The organism is Haloactinopolyspora alba (assembly GCF_003014555.1).
GTDB classification, from domain to species: domain Bacteria; phylum Actinomycetota; class Actinomycetes; order Jiangellales; family Jiangellaceae; genus Haloactinopolyspora; species Haloactinopolyspora alba.
Genome location: NZ_PYGE01000004.1, coordinates 355,585 through 369,711, shown reverse-complemented (window position 1 = coordinate 369,711; position 14,127 = coordinate 355,585). Strand labels below are relative to the sequence as shown.

The 14,127-nt window shown below is 69.5% G+C and carries 14 protein-coding genes; 10 read left to right on the top strand and 4 right to left on the bottom strand.

Annotated elements, in window-relative coordinates:
- Positions 1–280 precede the first annotated feature (280 nt).
- The 3 genes from CLV30_RS08330 (at position 281) to CLV30_RS08320 (ending at position 1,801) form a co-directional block, all read left to right on the top strand.
- On the top strand, positions 281–781 hold the full coding sequence (locus CLV30_RS08330) for a DUF6098 family protein (RefSeq protein ID WP_106536710.1): 501 nt from the start codon (positions 281–283) through the stop codon (positions 779–781).
- Between the two features lie 48 nt (positions 782–829).
- Positions 830–1,099 (top strand): hypothetical protein, encoded by a 270-nt coding sequence (locus CLV30_RS08325; RefSeq protein ID WP_106536709.1) that lies wholly within the window; start codon positions 830–832, stop codon positions 1,097–1,099.
- A 441-nt stretch (positions 1,100–1,540) separates the two neighbouring features.
- Complete coding sequence (locus CLV30_RS08320; protein ID WP_106536708.1) at positions 1,541–1,801, top strand: hypothetical protein; 261 nt, start codon at positions 1,541–1,543, stop codon at positions 1,799–1,801.
- Between the two features lie 45 nt (positions 1,802–1,846).
- Here CLV30_RS08320 and CLV30_RS08315 read toward each other — a convergent pair whose 3' ends face one another.
- Positions 1,847–2,821, bottom strand: a complete 975-nt coding sequence (locus CLV30_RS08315; protein WP_106536707.1) for an AraC family transcriptional regulator — start codon at positions 2,819–2,821, stop codon at positions 1,847–1,849.
- A 113-nt stretch (positions 2,822–2,934) separates the two neighbouring features.
- On the opposite strand from CLV30_RS08315, the gene CLV30_RS08310 reads away from it, so the two are divergent.
- The 6 genes from CLV30_RS08310 (at position 2,935) to CLV30_RS08285 (ending at position 9,907) form a co-directional block, all read left to right on the top strand.
- Positions 2,935–3,798, top strand: coding sequence for an NAD(P)H-binding protein (locus CLV30_RS08310; RefSeq protein WP_106536706.1), 864 nt, complete (start codon positions 2,935–2,937; stop codon positions 3,796–3,798).
- 158 nt (positions 3,799–3,956) lie between these two features.
- Positions 3,957–5,774: an ABC transporter substrate-binding protein gene (locus CLV30_RS08305; RefSeq protein ID WP_106536705.1), complete on the top strand. Its 1,818-nt coding sequence runs from the start codon at positions 3,957–3,959 to the stop codon at positions 5,772–5,774.
- A gap of 23 nt (positions 5,775–5,797) precedes the next feature.
- Complete coding sequence (locus CLV30_RS08300; RefSeq protein WP_106536704.1) at positions 5,798–6,865, top strand: ABC transporter ATP-binding protein; 1,068 nt, start codon at positions 5,798–5,800, stop codon at positions 6,863–6,865.
- Positions 6,862–7,998, top strand: coding sequence for an ABC transporter ATP-binding protein (locus tag CLV30_RS08295; protein WP_106536703.1), 1,137 nt, complete (start codon positions 6,862–6,864; stop codon positions 7,996–7,998). The genes CLV30_RS08300 and CLV30_RS08295 overlap by 4 nt, the downstream gene beginning before the upstream one ends.
- The gene (locus tag CLV30_RS08290) at positions 7,985–8,929 is read left to right on the top strand and encodes an ABC transporter permease (RefSeq protein ID WP_106536702.1); all 945 of its coding nucleotides are present in this window, start codon (positions 7,985–7,987) and stop codon (positions 8,927–8,929) included. Before CLV30_RS08295 ends, CLV30_RS08290 begins: the two co-directional genes overlap by 14 nt.
- Positions 8,930–8,947: 18 nt before the next feature.
- The gene (locus tag CLV30_RS08285) at positions 8,948–9,907 is read left to right on the top strand and encodes an ABC transporter permease (RefSeq protein WP_106536701.1); all 960 of its coding nucleotides are present in this window, start codon (positions 8,948–8,950) and stop codon (positions 9,905–9,907) included.
- Positions 9,908–9,915: 8 nt separating this feature from the next.
- On the opposite strand, the gene CLV30_RS08280 is transcribed toward CLV30_RS08285, so the two are convergent.
- Positions 9,916–10,734, bottom strand: a complete 819-nt coding sequence (locus CLV30_RS08280; protein WP_205740491.1) for a TrmH family RNA methyltransferase — start codon at positions 10,732–10,734, stop codon at positions 9,916–9,918.
- A gap of 335 nt (positions 10,735–11,069) precedes the next feature.
- Here CLV30_RS08280 and rox point away from each other — a divergent pair, with 335 nt between their 5' ends.
- Complete coding sequence (gene rox / locus CLV30_RS08275; RefSeq protein ID WP_106536700.1) at positions 11,070–12,491, top strand: rifampin monooxygenase; 1,422 nt, start codon at positions 11,070–11,072, stop codon at positions 12,489–12,491.
- A 118-nt stretch (positions 12,492–12,609) separates the two neighbouring features.
- On the opposite strand, the gene CLV30_RS08270 is transcribed toward rox, so the two are convergent.
- Both CLV30_RS08270 and CLV30_RS08265 read right to left on the bottom strand, forming a co-directional pair.
- Complete coding sequence (locus CLV30_RS08270) at positions 12,610–13,236, bottom strand: histidine phosphatase family protein (RefSeq protein ID WP_106536699.1); 627 nt, start codon at positions 13,234–13,236, stop codon at positions 12,610–12,612.
- Positions 13,237–13,284: 48 nt separating this feature from the next.
- Complete coding sequence (locus tag CLV30_RS08265) at positions 13,285–14,127, bottom strand: DeoR/GlpR family DNA-binding transcription regulator (protein WP_106536698.1); 843 nt, start codon at positions 14,125–14,127, stop codon at positions 13,285–13,287.

Here is a 14,127-nt window from a genome sequence, read left to right as displayed (position 1 = left end):
CGTCGACCAGCCGGCGTCGCTCTTGCTCCGACGCACCCGCAGCCTTCTTGAACAGCTCGTTCGTCAACGACTCACGGTCGCGGCGACGCACGTCGGCACGGGAGGCTGCACCGGGAAGAGTGTGGACATCCATAGTCGCCACCTCTCCTGATCAGAAGCGATGTGGCGATTTCTTGACCACGAACCCACCACAACACGTTATGACCCCGTTATCAAGCCCGTCGCACCTTTCCGCGGCTTCCCTGCGCATGGAGCCGCCGATCCGGGGTACATTTCGAACATGGCACTACCCGGCCGGGACATTCCCGTCGTGTCGAGCCTCGACGCGCTCGACGAACTCGTCCGCTGGCGCCCGGGGATGTACCTCCGCCAGGGGGTCGCGCCCGGCAGCAGCGCGGATCCACGCATCGACGACGTGACCGGAATCCGCCTTCCGGGGGTCCCGGTCGCCAGGATCGATCCCGAACCATGGTGGCCGGGCCCGGCCATCGACTGGATCGCGCGGCGCGTGATCATGAACGCCACCAGCTCCGACCAGCCCGACCGGCGACCATGGCTGCTGTACGGCCACTTCGTCGGCTACGGGCCGCATCACGAGCCGCTCGTGACCGACATCGAACCGGTCGCGTGGATCGATCACGACGTCGTCGACCAGGCACGACAGCACTTCACGGCCCGGTACCCCTCGGCCGGGCGCGAGCACGGGCACGGGGACGACCTCGGCCGGCCCTCGGCCGAGGCCCGCGTTTATCCACCGTCACGTCGGGTAACGGCCACCTGAGCGGGCCGGTGAAGACCCGCGTCGCCGAGACGACGAAGGGCGCTCACCATGAGCACCGAAACGCTGACCGTGGTCATCGTCGTACTGGTGATCATCCTGGCCGTCGCGCTGTGGCGGTTGCCGCTCGCGCGGCCCTTCGACCGGCAGCGCCTGCGTACTGCGAAGGAACGCGAGACCGAGGTCGAGAAGCGCCGCGAGACCGCGGAGGGCGAAGCGGATGCCGACGACCTGACGGCGCCTCCTCCGCGGGAACGCCCCGAAGACGAACAGGCCGGCGCGGGCGGCACGACGGATCGCCGCGACGACCAGGAGCGCTGAACAGCGGCACGACGGCAGCCCGCGAGGCGCGCATGATGTAAACATGCGAGGCGGAACGGCAAACCGGGCCGTCCGGCTACTGATGTCGAGACGGGTGACACAACTGGCAATGGTTGCCGTTAACGGCACCCCGGAGCGCGGAACACCCTGGAACCCGAGTCGCTCCGGACACGGATCACTCGGCCGCACTGGCGTTGATGCCGGCTCGCTCGCGCAGCTTCACCACCCGGTACGCGCACACCTCCGAGAGGGGAGCTCGTACCTGGTTGAGGTGAACATCCCGGATCGGCCAGATGTCCGGCGTCACACTGTGTGACATCCGTCACGTCGCCCGCGTGTACCGGCCGACCCGCTTGTTGACACAATGATGTCGATCATGAAGGCTGTGTTCATCCGGTGGTTCGTTACTCTGTGTACACACCACCCTCACAAGGACGGCCGATGGAACACCTCTCGCTGCACGAGCGCTACCGCGCAACCCAGGCCGAGCTCGTCACCCTGGGCGTACCCGTCGAGATGATCTCGCCCGGCGGAAGCGCCTGGGACTGTCGTGTCCGGGTGCACCAGCCCGACGGCACCGAGTCCGAACGATGTGTCAGCCGCACCATCGACGGGCGCTGGGAGATCTCGCCGCCCGATGACGACGACGCCGACCAGAGCGTCCTCGTCGACGACGTCCGCGCTTTCCTCGGCCGCGCCTGACTCAGGGAGCACGCACGCTCCCGGCACGTGACGCACGCCGAGCGGTCACGACGACGCGCTCGGTACCAGCTCCGGGCTCTGCAGGGGTTCGTCACCTCCGCGGTACCGGCGGGGCGACACTCCGCGTATCCGTTTGAACGCCACGCTCAAGGCGAAGGCGTTGGCATAGCCGACCCGCCTGGCGATCGAGTCGATGGTGGCGTCGGTACCGCGCAGCAGGTCCGCCGCCAGCGCGATCCGCCAGTGCGTCAGGTACGTCATCGGCGGCTCGCCGACCAGTGATGCGAACCGCCGCGCGAAGGCCGCGCGAGAGGCGCCGGCCCTGCCGGCCAGCGTGCCCACGGTCCACGGGTGGCCCGGATCGTCGTGGATGTGGCGCAGCGCCGGGCCGATCAGCGGATCGCTCAGCGCGCGGTACCACCCGGGCGCGGCGCCCTCGGGCCGGTCGAACCACGCACGCAGCGTAGCGATCAGCGCGAGATCGAGCAGCCGGTCGAGCACGATCTGTTGGCCCGGCGCGTCCCTGCTGACCTCCCGCGCGAGCAGGTCCATGATCGGCGACTGTACGTCGGCCGCGGGCACCAGGACGACGGCGGGCAACGCGCTCAACAGGCGCCGGCTGACGTCACCGTCGACCTGATACGTGCCGCTGGCCACGACAGCCGAGCCGTCCGGGGCGATGCCGCTGGTCCGCGGGCCCAGCGCCAGATCGGCGGTGATGTCGTCGCCGCCCGGAGTGGTGAGACGGTTCCCCGGTCGGACCACGATCTCGGCCACGGTGGCGGGATCGTCGGCGACGGTGTATGGGTCCGGGCCCTTGACGATCGCCACGTCACCGGCGCTCATCCGCACCGGCGCGTCGTTGTCCGGCACGATCCACGCGTGCCCGCGCAACGTCGTGGCCAGCGCGAGTGCGGCGCCGTCGGCGATACGCAGCGCCCACGGCGGCTCCAGGATCGCCTGACAGAACGCGGCGCTTCGGGCGTGGACACCGTTCAGGAGGTCCGCCAGTGCATCCATGCCGACAAGCGTAGACGATCGGACATGCAACGGAGCGCGACGGATATGGAGCGTCTCACGGTTCGACGGTTCACTGTCATCAACGACGACCACCGAAGGATCGGGAGGATCCTATGTACGCGATCACCGGAGCAACCGGCCACGTCGGCGGGGCGACCGCCGAGCACCTGCTGGCCGCGAACGAACCCGTCCGTGTCGTGGTCCGGGACGCGGACAAGGGGGCGTCCTGGTCGGGCCGCGGCGCGGACGTCGCCGTCGCCGATCTGGGCGAGCCGGCCGCCCTGGCCGAGGCGCTGCGCGGCTGCCGTGGCGTGTTCGTCCTGTTGCCGACCGATCCGACGGGCTCCGACGAGGACCATCGCCGGCTCGCGGACCACATTGCCGAAGGGGTGGCGGCCGCCGGCGTCCCGCACGCCGTTCTCCTCTCGTCGATCGGCGCGGACCTGGCCGACGGGACCGGGCCGATCCGCTGGCTGCACCACCTGGAGAACCGGCTACGCGCCACGGGCGTGTTGCTGACCTCGATCCGCTCGTGGCATTTCCAGGAGAAGGTCGAGGACGTCCTCGACGTGGCCGCCGGCTCCGGGACCTTCCCCGTCTTCGGCGACTCCGCCGACGTGCCCACCCGGATGATCGCCACCCGCGACATCGGTGCCGTGGCCGCGGAGTCCCTGCTCTCGCCGCCCGCGCGGAGCGAGATCGTCGACCTCGACGGCCCGCAGTACACCGAGCGGCAGGTCGCGGACGAGCTCGCCGCGGTTCTCGGCACCACGCTGCAGGTGACGACGGTCCCGCGCGCGGGGTGGGTGGACGCCCTGGTCGACGCCGGGCTGCCGCCGGCCTTCGCGGCCGAGCTGGCCGAGCTCTACGAAGCCGGCGAACGCGGCATCCTCCAGGCCCGCGGCGACCGGCAACGCCGGTGCACCACCGAGATCGGCGACACGCTGCGCCGGTTGACCTCGTCAGCACGGACATAGCCGCCGAACCGTGCGAAACAGAATGATAACGGTCCGGTAACAGCCAGTGAGTGGCCCCGTTTCTCGACGTCCTCACCAGGCAACTGCGCTCATGTGAGCACACCGCGACGACCTCGCGCGCGCCCCTGAGCCACCGCGGGAACTGGAGGTTGTTGACCATGGACTCGCGAACCAAGCGCACGCCCATGACCTGGGCAGCTCTGGGTCTGGCCACCTCGCTGGTTCTGGCCGCCTGCGCCGGCGACGACGGCGGCGGCACGGGAGGCGGCGGAGGTGGCGATCAAGCCGGCGAACCCGAGCGCGGCGGCACGCTGAAAATCGTCGGCAAAGGCGACGTCACCAGCATGGACACCGCGTTCTCGTACTACACGCTGAACTACGCGATCATGCGGGGCTTCACCCGGCAGCTCGTCACCTATCCGACCACGAACAACGTCGACGAGGCCGGCCAGATCGTCGCCGACATGGCCACCGAGGTGCCCACCGTCGACAACGGCGGCATCAGTTCCGACCGCCTGACGTACACCTTCACGATCAAGGAAGGCGTGCAGTGGAACACGAGTCCACCGCGCCAGGTCACCGCGGCGGACATGGAACGCGGCATCGAGCGGCTGTGCAACCCGGTCAAGCCGAGCGGGGCACTGTCCTACTACACGTCCACGATCAGCGGGATGCAGCAGTACTGCGACGGGCTGTCGCAGGTCGAGGGCACCGCGCAGGCGATCGGCGGCTACATCCGCGACAACTCGATCTCCGGCATCAACGTCGTCGACGAACGGACCATCGAGTTCACGCTGAGCCAACCAGCCCCGGACTTCCTCAACATCATGGCCGAGTACTTCGCCACACCGGCCCCCGAGGAGTACCTGCAGTACGTGCCGAGCAGCCAGGAGTTCAACCAGAACGTGCTGTCCAACGGCCCGTACCAGGTGGCGACGTACGACCCCGGCAACGAGATCGTGCTCGAGCGCAACTCCGCATGGAACGCCGACACCGACGACGTGCGCGAGGCCTATCTGGACACGATCCACGTCCAGGAAGGGCTGAGTCAGCAGTCCGCCTATCAGCAGGTGTCCGCGGGGACGGCGGACCTGCTCTGGGACACACCGCCGCCGACGGCCCAACTGCCGACGCTGTACGAGGACGAGCGGCTCGAGCTCGTGGAGAACGGGCTGTTCAACAAGTACATCGTCTTCAACATGGTCAGCCCGAACGAGAACAGCGCCATGAGCAAGCCGGCCGTGCGCAAGGCGATCAACTTCGCCGTCGACAAACAGGCCATCATCCAGGTCTACGGCGGCCCTCAGATCGCGACGCCGGCGTGCCAGATCATGCCGGAGACGTCCCGTGCGCACCTCGACGACTTCGAGTGCCCGTACGCCACCGAGGACAGCGCGGGCGACCCGGACCGGGCGCAGCAACTGCTCGCCGAAGCCGGCTACCCCAACGGGTTGACGCTGAAGATGAAGTACCGCAACACAGGCAACCACCCCGAGGTGGCCGAGACACTCAAGGACAGTCTGAGCCGCGCGGGCATCACGCTGCAGACGCAACCGGTGCCCGGCGACGACTTCTACTCCGGCTTCCTCCAGGTGCCGGACAACGCCCGCCGCGGCGCGTGGGACATCGCGGCGCCGGGCTGGATCCCCGACTGGTTCGGCCTGAACGGGCGGACGTACCTGCAGCCGCTGTTCTACAGCGCCAACCTCAGCCGTGACGCCAGCAGCTGGGGCACCAACTACGGCTTCTACAACAGCGAGGAGGTCAACACCCTCATCGACCAGGCGACCACGGCGGAGAACCCCGACGACGCCGCCGCAGCGTTCGCCGACGCGCAACGGCAGATCATCGAGGAAGCCGCCATCGTGCCGGTGATGTGGCAGAAGAACCCGCAGCTGCACTCGCGGCGAGTAGAGGGCTTCGCCGGCTACCCGAACGCCATCGGCGACATCACGCACATGTGGCTGAGCGAGTGAGGGCCCCGGCCGACGGGAGCACCATGAGCCTGCTCGAGGTGGAGAACCTCAACGTCACCTTCCCCACTCCGGACGGGATGCTGCACGCCGTACGCGACGTGTCGTTCACCGTGCAGTCCGGGCAGACGCTGGGCATCGTCGGTGAGTCCGGGTCCGGCAAGAGCGTGCTCATGCAGACCGTCATGGGACTCACCCACGGCGCACGGATCACCGGGCAGGCCTACTTCGAGGGGCAGGACCTGCTCACCATGACCGAGGCCGAGCGCCGCGGCATCCGCGGCGCCCGGATCGGGATGATCTTCCAGGACCCGCTCACGAGCCTGCACCCGCACTACCGGGTGGGCTGGCAGATCGTCGAGATGATCCGCGCACACGGGCGGCAGACGTCGAAGCGCGCCGCCCGGGCACGGGCGATCGAACTGCTGGACCACGTGGGGATCCCGCAGCCGGACCAGCGCGTCGACGCCTTCCCGCACGAGCTGTCCGGCGGGATGCGCCAGCGCGTGATGATCGCGATGGCGATGGCACTCGAACCCGCGCTGCTGATCGCCGACGAGCCGACGACGGCACTCGACGTGACCGTCCAGGCCCAGATCCTGGAGCTGGTCAAGTGGCTGAAGGACGAGATCGGCAGTGCCGTCGTCATGATCACCCACGACCTCGGCGTCGTCGCCGAGATGGCCGACACCATCATGGTCATGTACGCGGGCGGACCGGTGGAGTGGGCGCAGCGGCGCACCATCTACTACGCACCGCACCACCCCTACACCAGGGGGCTGCTCAGCTCGCTGCCGGCGGGTGAGCGCAGGAGCCGGCTCGACTCCATCACCGGGCAGCCGCCCAGCCTGATCACGCTGCCGTCCGGCTGCCCGTTCCACCCGCGGTGCCCGTTCGTGATGGACCGCTGCATCACCGAGCGTCCGCCGCTGCGCCAGGTCGCCGGCGGAAACGGCGACGGCTCGCACCGGTCCGCGTGCTGGCTGCCCATCGACGCCGTCGGGCTCGGCGAACACGTCGACGAACAGCGCGCCGCATACGCACACGACGCCCGCGGCGCGACGGTGCACGGACGGTTCGGGGACGCACCATGACGGCCGAGGAAGCGGCGCACGAGCGGGACCGGCAGGACACCGAGACCCTGCTGCGGCTCGAGAACGTCTACAAGCACTTCCACGTACGCGGGACGGGCTGGTTCGGCCGCGGCGGCAGCTACGTGCACGCCGTCGACGGCGTCAGCCTCGACGTGCGAGCCGGCGAGACACTGGGGCTCGTCGGCGAGACGGGATGCGGCAAGTCCACGCTGGCCCGCTGCGTAGCGCGGCTGCACGACGTCACGGACGGCTCGATCGTCTTCCAGGGCCGGGACATCACCCGGCTGCCGGCGCGCAAGATGCGCCCGGTCCGGCAGGACATCCAGATGATCTTCCAGGACCCCTACGGCTCGCTGAACCCGCGCCGCCGCGTGGGCTCGATCATCGGCGACCCGTTCGCGATCCACGGCACCGAGTCGAGGCGGGCACGCCGGCTCCGGGTGCAGGAGCTGATGGAGCTGGTGGGGCTCAACCCGGAGCACTACAACCGGTTCCCGGCCGACTTCTCCGGCGGGCAGCGCCAGCGCATCGGCATCGCGCGGGCTCTCGCGCTGCGGCCGAAGATGATCATCTGTGACGAGCCGATCTCGGCTCTGGACGTGTCGATCCAGGCACAGATCATCAACCTGCTGGCCGACCTGCAGGACGAGTTGGGGCTCACCTATGTGTTCATCGCCCACGATCTGTCGGTGGTGCAGCACGTCAGCGACCGGATCGCGGTGATGTACCTGGGCCAGGTCGTCGAACTGGCGCCCACCGACGAGCTGATGAACCGTCCGCGCCACCCGTACACGAACGCGCTGCTGTCGGCCATCCCCGTGGCCGATCCCGACCGGGCGGAGCAGCGCGAACGGGTGGTGCTCGCCGGGGACATGCCGTCGCCGATCAGTCCGCCGGAGGGCTGTCGGTTCCATCCGCGCTGCCCCAAGGCGGCGCCGTACTGCGTCGAGAACGTGCCCCTGCTCGAGCCACGCCTCGGCGATCGCGACGACCACGTCGCGTCGTGCCACTTCCCCGTGGCCGAAGGCGAGGACATCGCGTTGGAGAGCCCCAGCATCGACGAGTCGCACCGCGCCGCCGGCGCCGGCCCACCGCCGCACACCGAAGGGACGTCCGGTCATGGCCACGGCTGATCCGGAACGGGCGGGTGAACCCGAGCAGGAACAGGACGTCGTCAAGGGCCGCAGCCCGTGGCGGCTGGGGTGGGAACGGCTACGGCATGACCACGTCGCGATGGCGGCCGCGGTGGTGATCGTCCTCATCGGGCTCGCGGCACTGCTCGCCGGGGTGGTCTCCGACCTGATCAGCCATCCGCCGGACACGCAGTACCGCGAGATCGGGCTGAGCCCGGCCGGCGTGCCGCAGCCGCCCGACTCCACGTTCTGGTTCGGCACCGACGGTGTCGGGCGCGACGTGTTCGTCCGGGTGCTCTACGGCACCCGGATCTCGCTGCTCGTCGGGATCGCGTCGAGCTTCGGGGCGGTCGTGCTCGGGACCGTGATCGGCATGCTCGCCGGCTTCTACGGCGGCGCCGTCGACACCCTGCTGGCCCGCGCCCTCGACGTCATCCTGTCGATGCCGTTCCTGCTGTTCGGTGTCGCGCTGGCCGCGGTGCTGGGCCCGAGCCTGTGGCTGGTGGTCGGCGTCATCGTGTTCTTCACGCTCGCGGCGGTGGGCCGCATCGTCCGCGGCCAGACGCTGTCCATCCGGGAACGCGAGTACGTCGAGGCGGCCAGGTCGCTGGGCGCGAGCAACCGCCGGATCATGTTCACCGAGATCCTGCCCAACGTGCTGGCGCCGGTCCTGGTGTACGCCAGTCTGCTGGTGCCGATCGCCATCATCTTCTCCGCCAGCCTGTCCTTCCTCGGTCTCGGCGTACCGCCGGGCACGCCCGCGTGGGGCGTCATGCTGCGCGAGGCGATCGACTACTACACCGTCGCGCCGTGGCTGTTCGCCTTCCCCGGCGGTGCGCTGCTGCTGACGACGCTGGCGTTCAACCTGCTGGGCGACGGCGTGCGGGACGCCCTGGACCCCAAGGCCAGCCGGCTGGGACGGGCCGGCTAGGGCGAGAGGAGCGATGGCATGCTGCGCTTCGTCATCCGCCGAACGCTGTACGGCGTGCTGGTCATCTGGGTCATCAGCGTCGTCGTGTTCGTCCTGTTCTTCGTGGCCCCGCGGAACGTGGCGCGCAAGCTCGCCGGCCGCCAGGCGGACATGAGCGCGGTGGAGGCGATCCGGGAGGACCTCGGCCTGAACCGGCCGCTGCTCGAGCAGTACGGAGACTTCCTGTGGGGTCTGCTGCAGGGCGACCTCGGCTACTCCTACTACAGCGACGAGCCGGTGACGGACAAGATCCTGGACGCGTTGCCGATCAGCGTCTCGCTCGCGGCGGGCGCGGCCGTCATATGGGTGGTCCTCGGCGTCAGCATCGGCGTGCTGTCCGCGCTGCGTCCCCGGACCATCGCCGACCGTGCCGCCACGACGTTCGCGCTGTTCTTCTACTCGATGCCGACGTTCCTGCTCGGCCTGCTGCTGTTGTACTTCCTCTTCTACCAGTTGCATCTGGTCGGCATCGACTGGTTCCCGGCCGCCACGTACGTGCCCCTGACCGAGGACGTCGGGCAGTGGGCCCGGCACCTGATCCTGCCGTGGATCACGCTCGCGCTGGTTCTGACCGGGACCTACATCCGCCTCACCAGGGGTTCGATGCTGGACGCGCTCGGCGAGGACTACATCCGCACCGCGCGCTCCAAAGGCATCACGGAGAGCCGCGTCACCGTGCGGCACGCACTGCGCGGCGGGATCACGCCCGTCGTCACCCAGTTCGGGATCGACTTCGGGACGCTGGTCGGCGGGGTGCTCATCACCGAGCAGGTCTTCGGCCTGCAAGGACTCGGCTACATAGCGGTGACCTCGGTGGTCCAGGGCGATCTGCCGGTGGTGATCGGCGTGGTCATGGTCGCGTCGGCGTTCACCGTGGTGGCCAGCATCGTCGTCGACTTCTCGTACGCGGTCCTGGACCCGCGGGTCCGGCTCACGTAGCCGCTGTCTCAGCCATGTGAGCTGTCGAGCGACCGCCGCTGGCGGGCGGCCTCGTACAGCACGGCCGTACCGGCGGCCGCAGCGTTCAGCGAGCTCGCCGACCCGCCGATGGGAATCGTGACGGTCGTGTCGCACGCGTCGCGCCAAGCACTGCTCATGCCCGCTGTCTCGTTGCCGATCACCAGCACGGTCGGCCCGGTGAGGTCGTGAGCGTCGACGTCGACCGTTCCGGTCTCGTCGGTACCCACCACCTGCGCCACGCCCGCATCCAGCCGGCTCAGAACGTCGTCGGGCCGCACTGCTCGCACCGTTGGCAGTGCGAACAGTGATCCGGTGCTGGCCCGCACGGACTTCGGATCGTAGATGTCGGCTGCATGACCGGTGACCACGACGCCGTGTGCGCCGAACGCGTCGGCGGAGCGGATGAGCGTTCCGACGTTACCCGGGGTGGTGGGACGGTCGAAGACGACGACGAGCAGGCTCGGCTCCGCGGGTATGCGATCGAGCCGGTCGGGTGGCATCTCGACGACGGCCAGCAGCTCCGGCGTGTCGTCCTGCTTCTCGCCCAGCTCACGCATGAGCTCCGGCGCCATCGCGACCGGCTCGGCGTCGGTCTCGGCCAGCAGCTGCTTCGCCCATTGCGACCGGGTTCCGGTGGTTGGACGTATCAGGGCGCGGACCATCCAGCCGTGCTCGATCGCCAGTGTGATCGGCCGGACACCCTGGACCAGGAACTCGCGGGCACGCTGCCGTTTCGTACGGTTTCCGAGCAGCGCCTGCCACTGCTGGAAGCGCGCGTTGCGCGAGGTTATCGTGAGCGGCCGCACGGCGACGACGTTACCGCTCGACGTGGGCGGCCCGAGGCCGGCGGCCAAGACACGGTGATCGTCGTGGGGCGAGACGCGGACTCCGCCGCCGGCGCGGGGCGTCGCACGACGTCGTGACGGCGACGGCCGGCTCGTCAACCCTGCCGTTTTCAACGTATCGCGCACCCGAGGGCTTGTGGCAAGACCCTGGTCGCGCCGCAGACTTTGTCGGTCGAGTCGGCCGAACCGCGGACGATCAGGTGACACATCGGCCCCGTACCCGGCCTGTTGGTCACCTGATCGTCCGGTAGCCGCACGGTGAGACGCGATCAAGTGACAGAAGACGGGGGCTCCAGATGTTCGACGTGATCGTTACCGGCGGTGGACCGACCGGGACGATGCTGGCCGGCGAGTTGCGGCTGCACGGAGTGAACGTGCTCGTGCTGGAGAAGGACGCGGAGCCGACCGACGTCGTCCGCTCGCTCGGACTGCACGTGCGCAGCATCGAGGTGATGGATCAGCGTGGTCTGCTGGAGCGGTTCCTCGCACACGGGCAGCAGTACCCGCACTCAGGTTACTTCGCCGGCATCCACGCGCCGGGGCCGGAGCGGCTGGACACCGCGCATCCGTACATCCTCGGCATCCCGCAGCCCACCACCGATCGCCTGCTGACGGAGCACGCCGCCGGGCTCGGTACCGAGATCCGGCGCGGCCGCGAACTCGTCGGGCTGAGCCAGGACGAGCACGGGGTGACCGCCGAACTGGCCGACGGCACGCGGCTGCGCTCGCGCTACCTCGTCGGATGCGACGGCGGCCGCAGCACGGTGCGCAAGCTGCTCGGTGTCGGCTTCCCGGGCGAACCCGCCAGCGCCGAGTGGCTGCTGGGCGAGATGGCGGTGGACGTGCCGCCGGAGGAGCTGGACGCCGTGGTGACCGAGGTCCGCAAGACCCATCGTGGGTTCGGCGCCGGGCCCGTCGGAGACGGCGTGTACCGCGTCGTCGTGCCCGCCGAGAGCGTGGCGGAGGACCGCTCGATCCCGCCCACCCTCGAGGAGATGAAACAGCGGCTGGGGGCGTTCGCCGGCACCGACTTCGGCGTGCACTCACCGCGCTGGATGTCCCGTTTCAGCGACGCGACCCGGCTCGCCGAGCGCTACCGGGTCGGCCGGGTGCTGCTGGCCGGCGACGCGGTGCACGTCCACCCGCCACTGGGCGGCCAGGGGCTCAACCTGGGCATCCAGGACGCGTTCAACCTCGGCTGGAAACTGGCCGCCGAGGTCAACGGCTGGGCGCCGGAGGGATTGCTGGACAGCTACCACGCCGAACGGCACCCGGTCGCCGCCGACGTCCTGGACCACACCCGCGCGCAGGCTGTCCTGACGTCCCCCGAACCGGGCCCGCAGGCGGTGCGCCGGCTGATCGCCGAGCTGATGGACTTCGAGGCCGTGAGCCGGTACCTGATCGAGAAGACCACCGCGATCGGGGTCTGCTACGACTTCGGCGAGGGCCACGAGCTGCTCGGCCGGCGGTTACGGGACGTGCAGCTGACACGAGGGCGCCTCTACGAGCTGATGCGCGGCGGCCGCGGACTGCTGCTGGATCAGACCGGCCGGCTGGCGGTCGCGGGGTGGGCTGACCGGGTCGATCACGTCGTGGACAGCAGCGAGGAGTTGGACGTGCCCGCAGTGCTGCTACGACCGGACGGACACGTCGCGTGGGTCGGCGACGATCAGCAGGATCTGCTCAGCCACCTGCCCACGTGGTTCGGCGCGCCGTGAACCGAGCGGGCGGTCGGCGACGCTTGTTGCCTGTGAGTCGCGGATACGTGCAGTCCGGCCCGCTCCATCCGCGACTCACAGGCAACAAGGCCGAGCCGCTCAGCGAGCGGAGAACGCGTCACGAGACGTCCGCCTCCGGTCGACCGGGTGGGGCGTTCCAGGACAGCAGCGACGCTCGTCCGTCGCGGAGCCTGATCTCGTTCAGGAAACCGTTGTGGACGAACGGCATGAGACGGCGATACTCGCGCAGGGGAAGCTGCAAGAGTGCGCAGACCATGAGCCGGATGAGGGTGGTGTGCCCGACGACGAGCACCCGGCCCGTCGGGTGCGCTGCTGCGATCTCACGCAGGCATTCGAGGCCGCGTTCGGCCGCCGACTCCGGGTGCTCGCCGCCGGGCATGTGATGCGCGACGGGATCGGCGACGAACGCCTCCACGACGCCGGGCACCAGTTGCTGCAGCTCGGATCGGGTCTGGCCCTCGGCGCGCCCGAAGTCGAGTTCCCGGAGCCGCCGATCCACGACGAGGTCCAGTCCAGTGGCGTCGGCGGCCGGCTGCGCGGTGTGGCGGGAACGGGACAGGTCCGATGACCAGATGGCGTCCAGCCCGGCCGCGCGGGCCCATCTGGCCAGCTCGCGTGCCTGGGCCGTACCGCGCGGCGTGAGCTGCACGTCGGTGTTACCCGAGTACCTGTTCTCGGCATGCCATTCGGTCTCGCCGTGACGGACCAGCACGATGTCGGTCACCGCTGCACCCCCGGATGTGCGTGGTCGGCGCCGCGGCCGGGCGGGCACTCAGCCATCGGCCGGCGTTCCGGTCTCGGCGACCACGACCTGCGGTCCGGCGCGCCGCACCATGTCCAGGTCGGCCTCCGAGATCTCGGCGTCGACGATGACGACGTCGAACTCGCTCAGCCGACCAAGCTCGTGGACCGCGTTGCGGCTGAACTTCGTGTGGTCGACGAGCAGGATTCGCCGCGACACCCCGGCCATCAGTGCACGCTTGACCTGGATCGTTTCCTGCGACAGGTGGTAGCAGCGCCCGTCGGTGATGGCTGTCGTCGACATGAACAGCGTGTCGCCGCGCAGGCTGGTCATGGTCGACACGGTCTGCATGCCGAAGAACGAGTCGTAGGCCGGGTAGTACTCACCCCCGAGGCAGACCAGGTCGATCCCCGGCTCGCCGGCCAGGATCTTGACCGCGGACAGGAAGTTGGTGATCACGGTGACCGGGCCGAGCGCGGGCAGCCGTTCGACCAGCTGCAGTGCCGTGGTGCTGTCGTCGACGACGAGCGCCTGACCGGGTTCGACGAACTGTTCGGCCGCGGCCGCGATCGACGCCTTCTGCGTCGTCGCCGTCGCTGTCCGATGCCGGATGTCCCCGTGGTACAGGGCGGACGGCTGCGCCGTCGCGCCGCCGCGGATCCGTCGCAACCACCCCTGTCGCTCGAGTGTTTCGAGATCACGATGGATGGTCATGACGCTGACCCGGAACTCTTCGGCCAGTTCGGGGATGCGGACGAAACCGTCGGCGACGACCCGCTCACGGATGCGGTCCTGCCGTTTGCGTTGCTGGGTGTGACGCGCCGGCGCACCGGCATCGGGCGTAGCCGCCGGTTGCGTCGCGGAGGCGGACAT

What these genes read in the sequence shown, in the direction of transcription:
- CLV30_RS08315 (WP_106536707.1), bottom strand. Translation starts at nt 2,821, where the DNA reads ATGGATGCACTGGCGGACCTCCTGAACGGTGTCCACGCCCGAAGCGCC.
- CLV30_RS08265 (WP_106536698.1), bottom strand. Translation starts at nt 14,127, where the DNA reads ATGTCCGCCTCCGCGACGCAACCGGCGGCTACGCCCGATGCCGGTGCG.
- CLV30_RS08330 (WP_106536710.1), top strand. Translation starts at nt 281, where the DNA reads ATGGCACTACCCGGCCGGGACATTCCCGTCGTGTCGAGCCTCGACGCG.
- CLV30_RS08300 (WP_106536704.1), top strand. Translation starts at nt 5,798, where the DNA reads ATGAGCCTGCTCGAGGTGGAGAACCTCAACGTCACCTTCCCCACTCCG.
- CLV30_RS08285 (WP_106536701.1), top strand. Translation starts at nt 8,948, where the DNA reads ATGCTGCGCTTCGTCATCCGCCGAACGCTGTACGGCGTGCTGGTCATC.
- CLV30_RS08325 (WP_106536709.1), top strand. Translation starts at nt 830, where the DNA reads ATGAGCACCGAAACGCTGACCGTGGTCATCGTCGTACTGGTGATCATC.
- CLV30_RS08290 (WP_106536702.1), top strand. Translation starts at nt 7,985, where the DNA reads ATGGCCACGGCTGATCCGGAACGGGCGGGTGAACCCGAGCAGGAACAG.
- CLV30_RS08295 (WP_106536703.1), top strand. Translation starts at nt 6,862, where the DNA reads ATGACGGCCGAGGAAGCGGCGCACGAGCGGGACCGGCAGGACACCGAG.
- rox (WP_106536700.1), top strand. Translation starts at nt 11,070, where the DNA reads ATGTTCGACGTGATCGTTACCGGCGGTGGACCGACCGGGACGATGCTG.
- CLV30_RS08320 (WP_106536708.1), top strand. Translation starts at nt 1,541, where the DNA reads ATGGAACACCTCTCGCTGCACGAGCGCTACCGCGCAACCCAGGCCGAG.
- CLV30_RS08305 (WP_106536705.1), top strand. Translation starts at nt 3,957, where the DNA reads ATGGACTCGCGAACCAAGCGCACGCCCATGACCTGGGCAGCTCTGGGT.
- CLV30_RS08310 (WP_106536706.1), top strand. Translation starts at nt 2,935, where the DNA reads ATGTACGCGATCACCGGAGCAACCGGCCACGTCGGCGGGGCGACCGCC.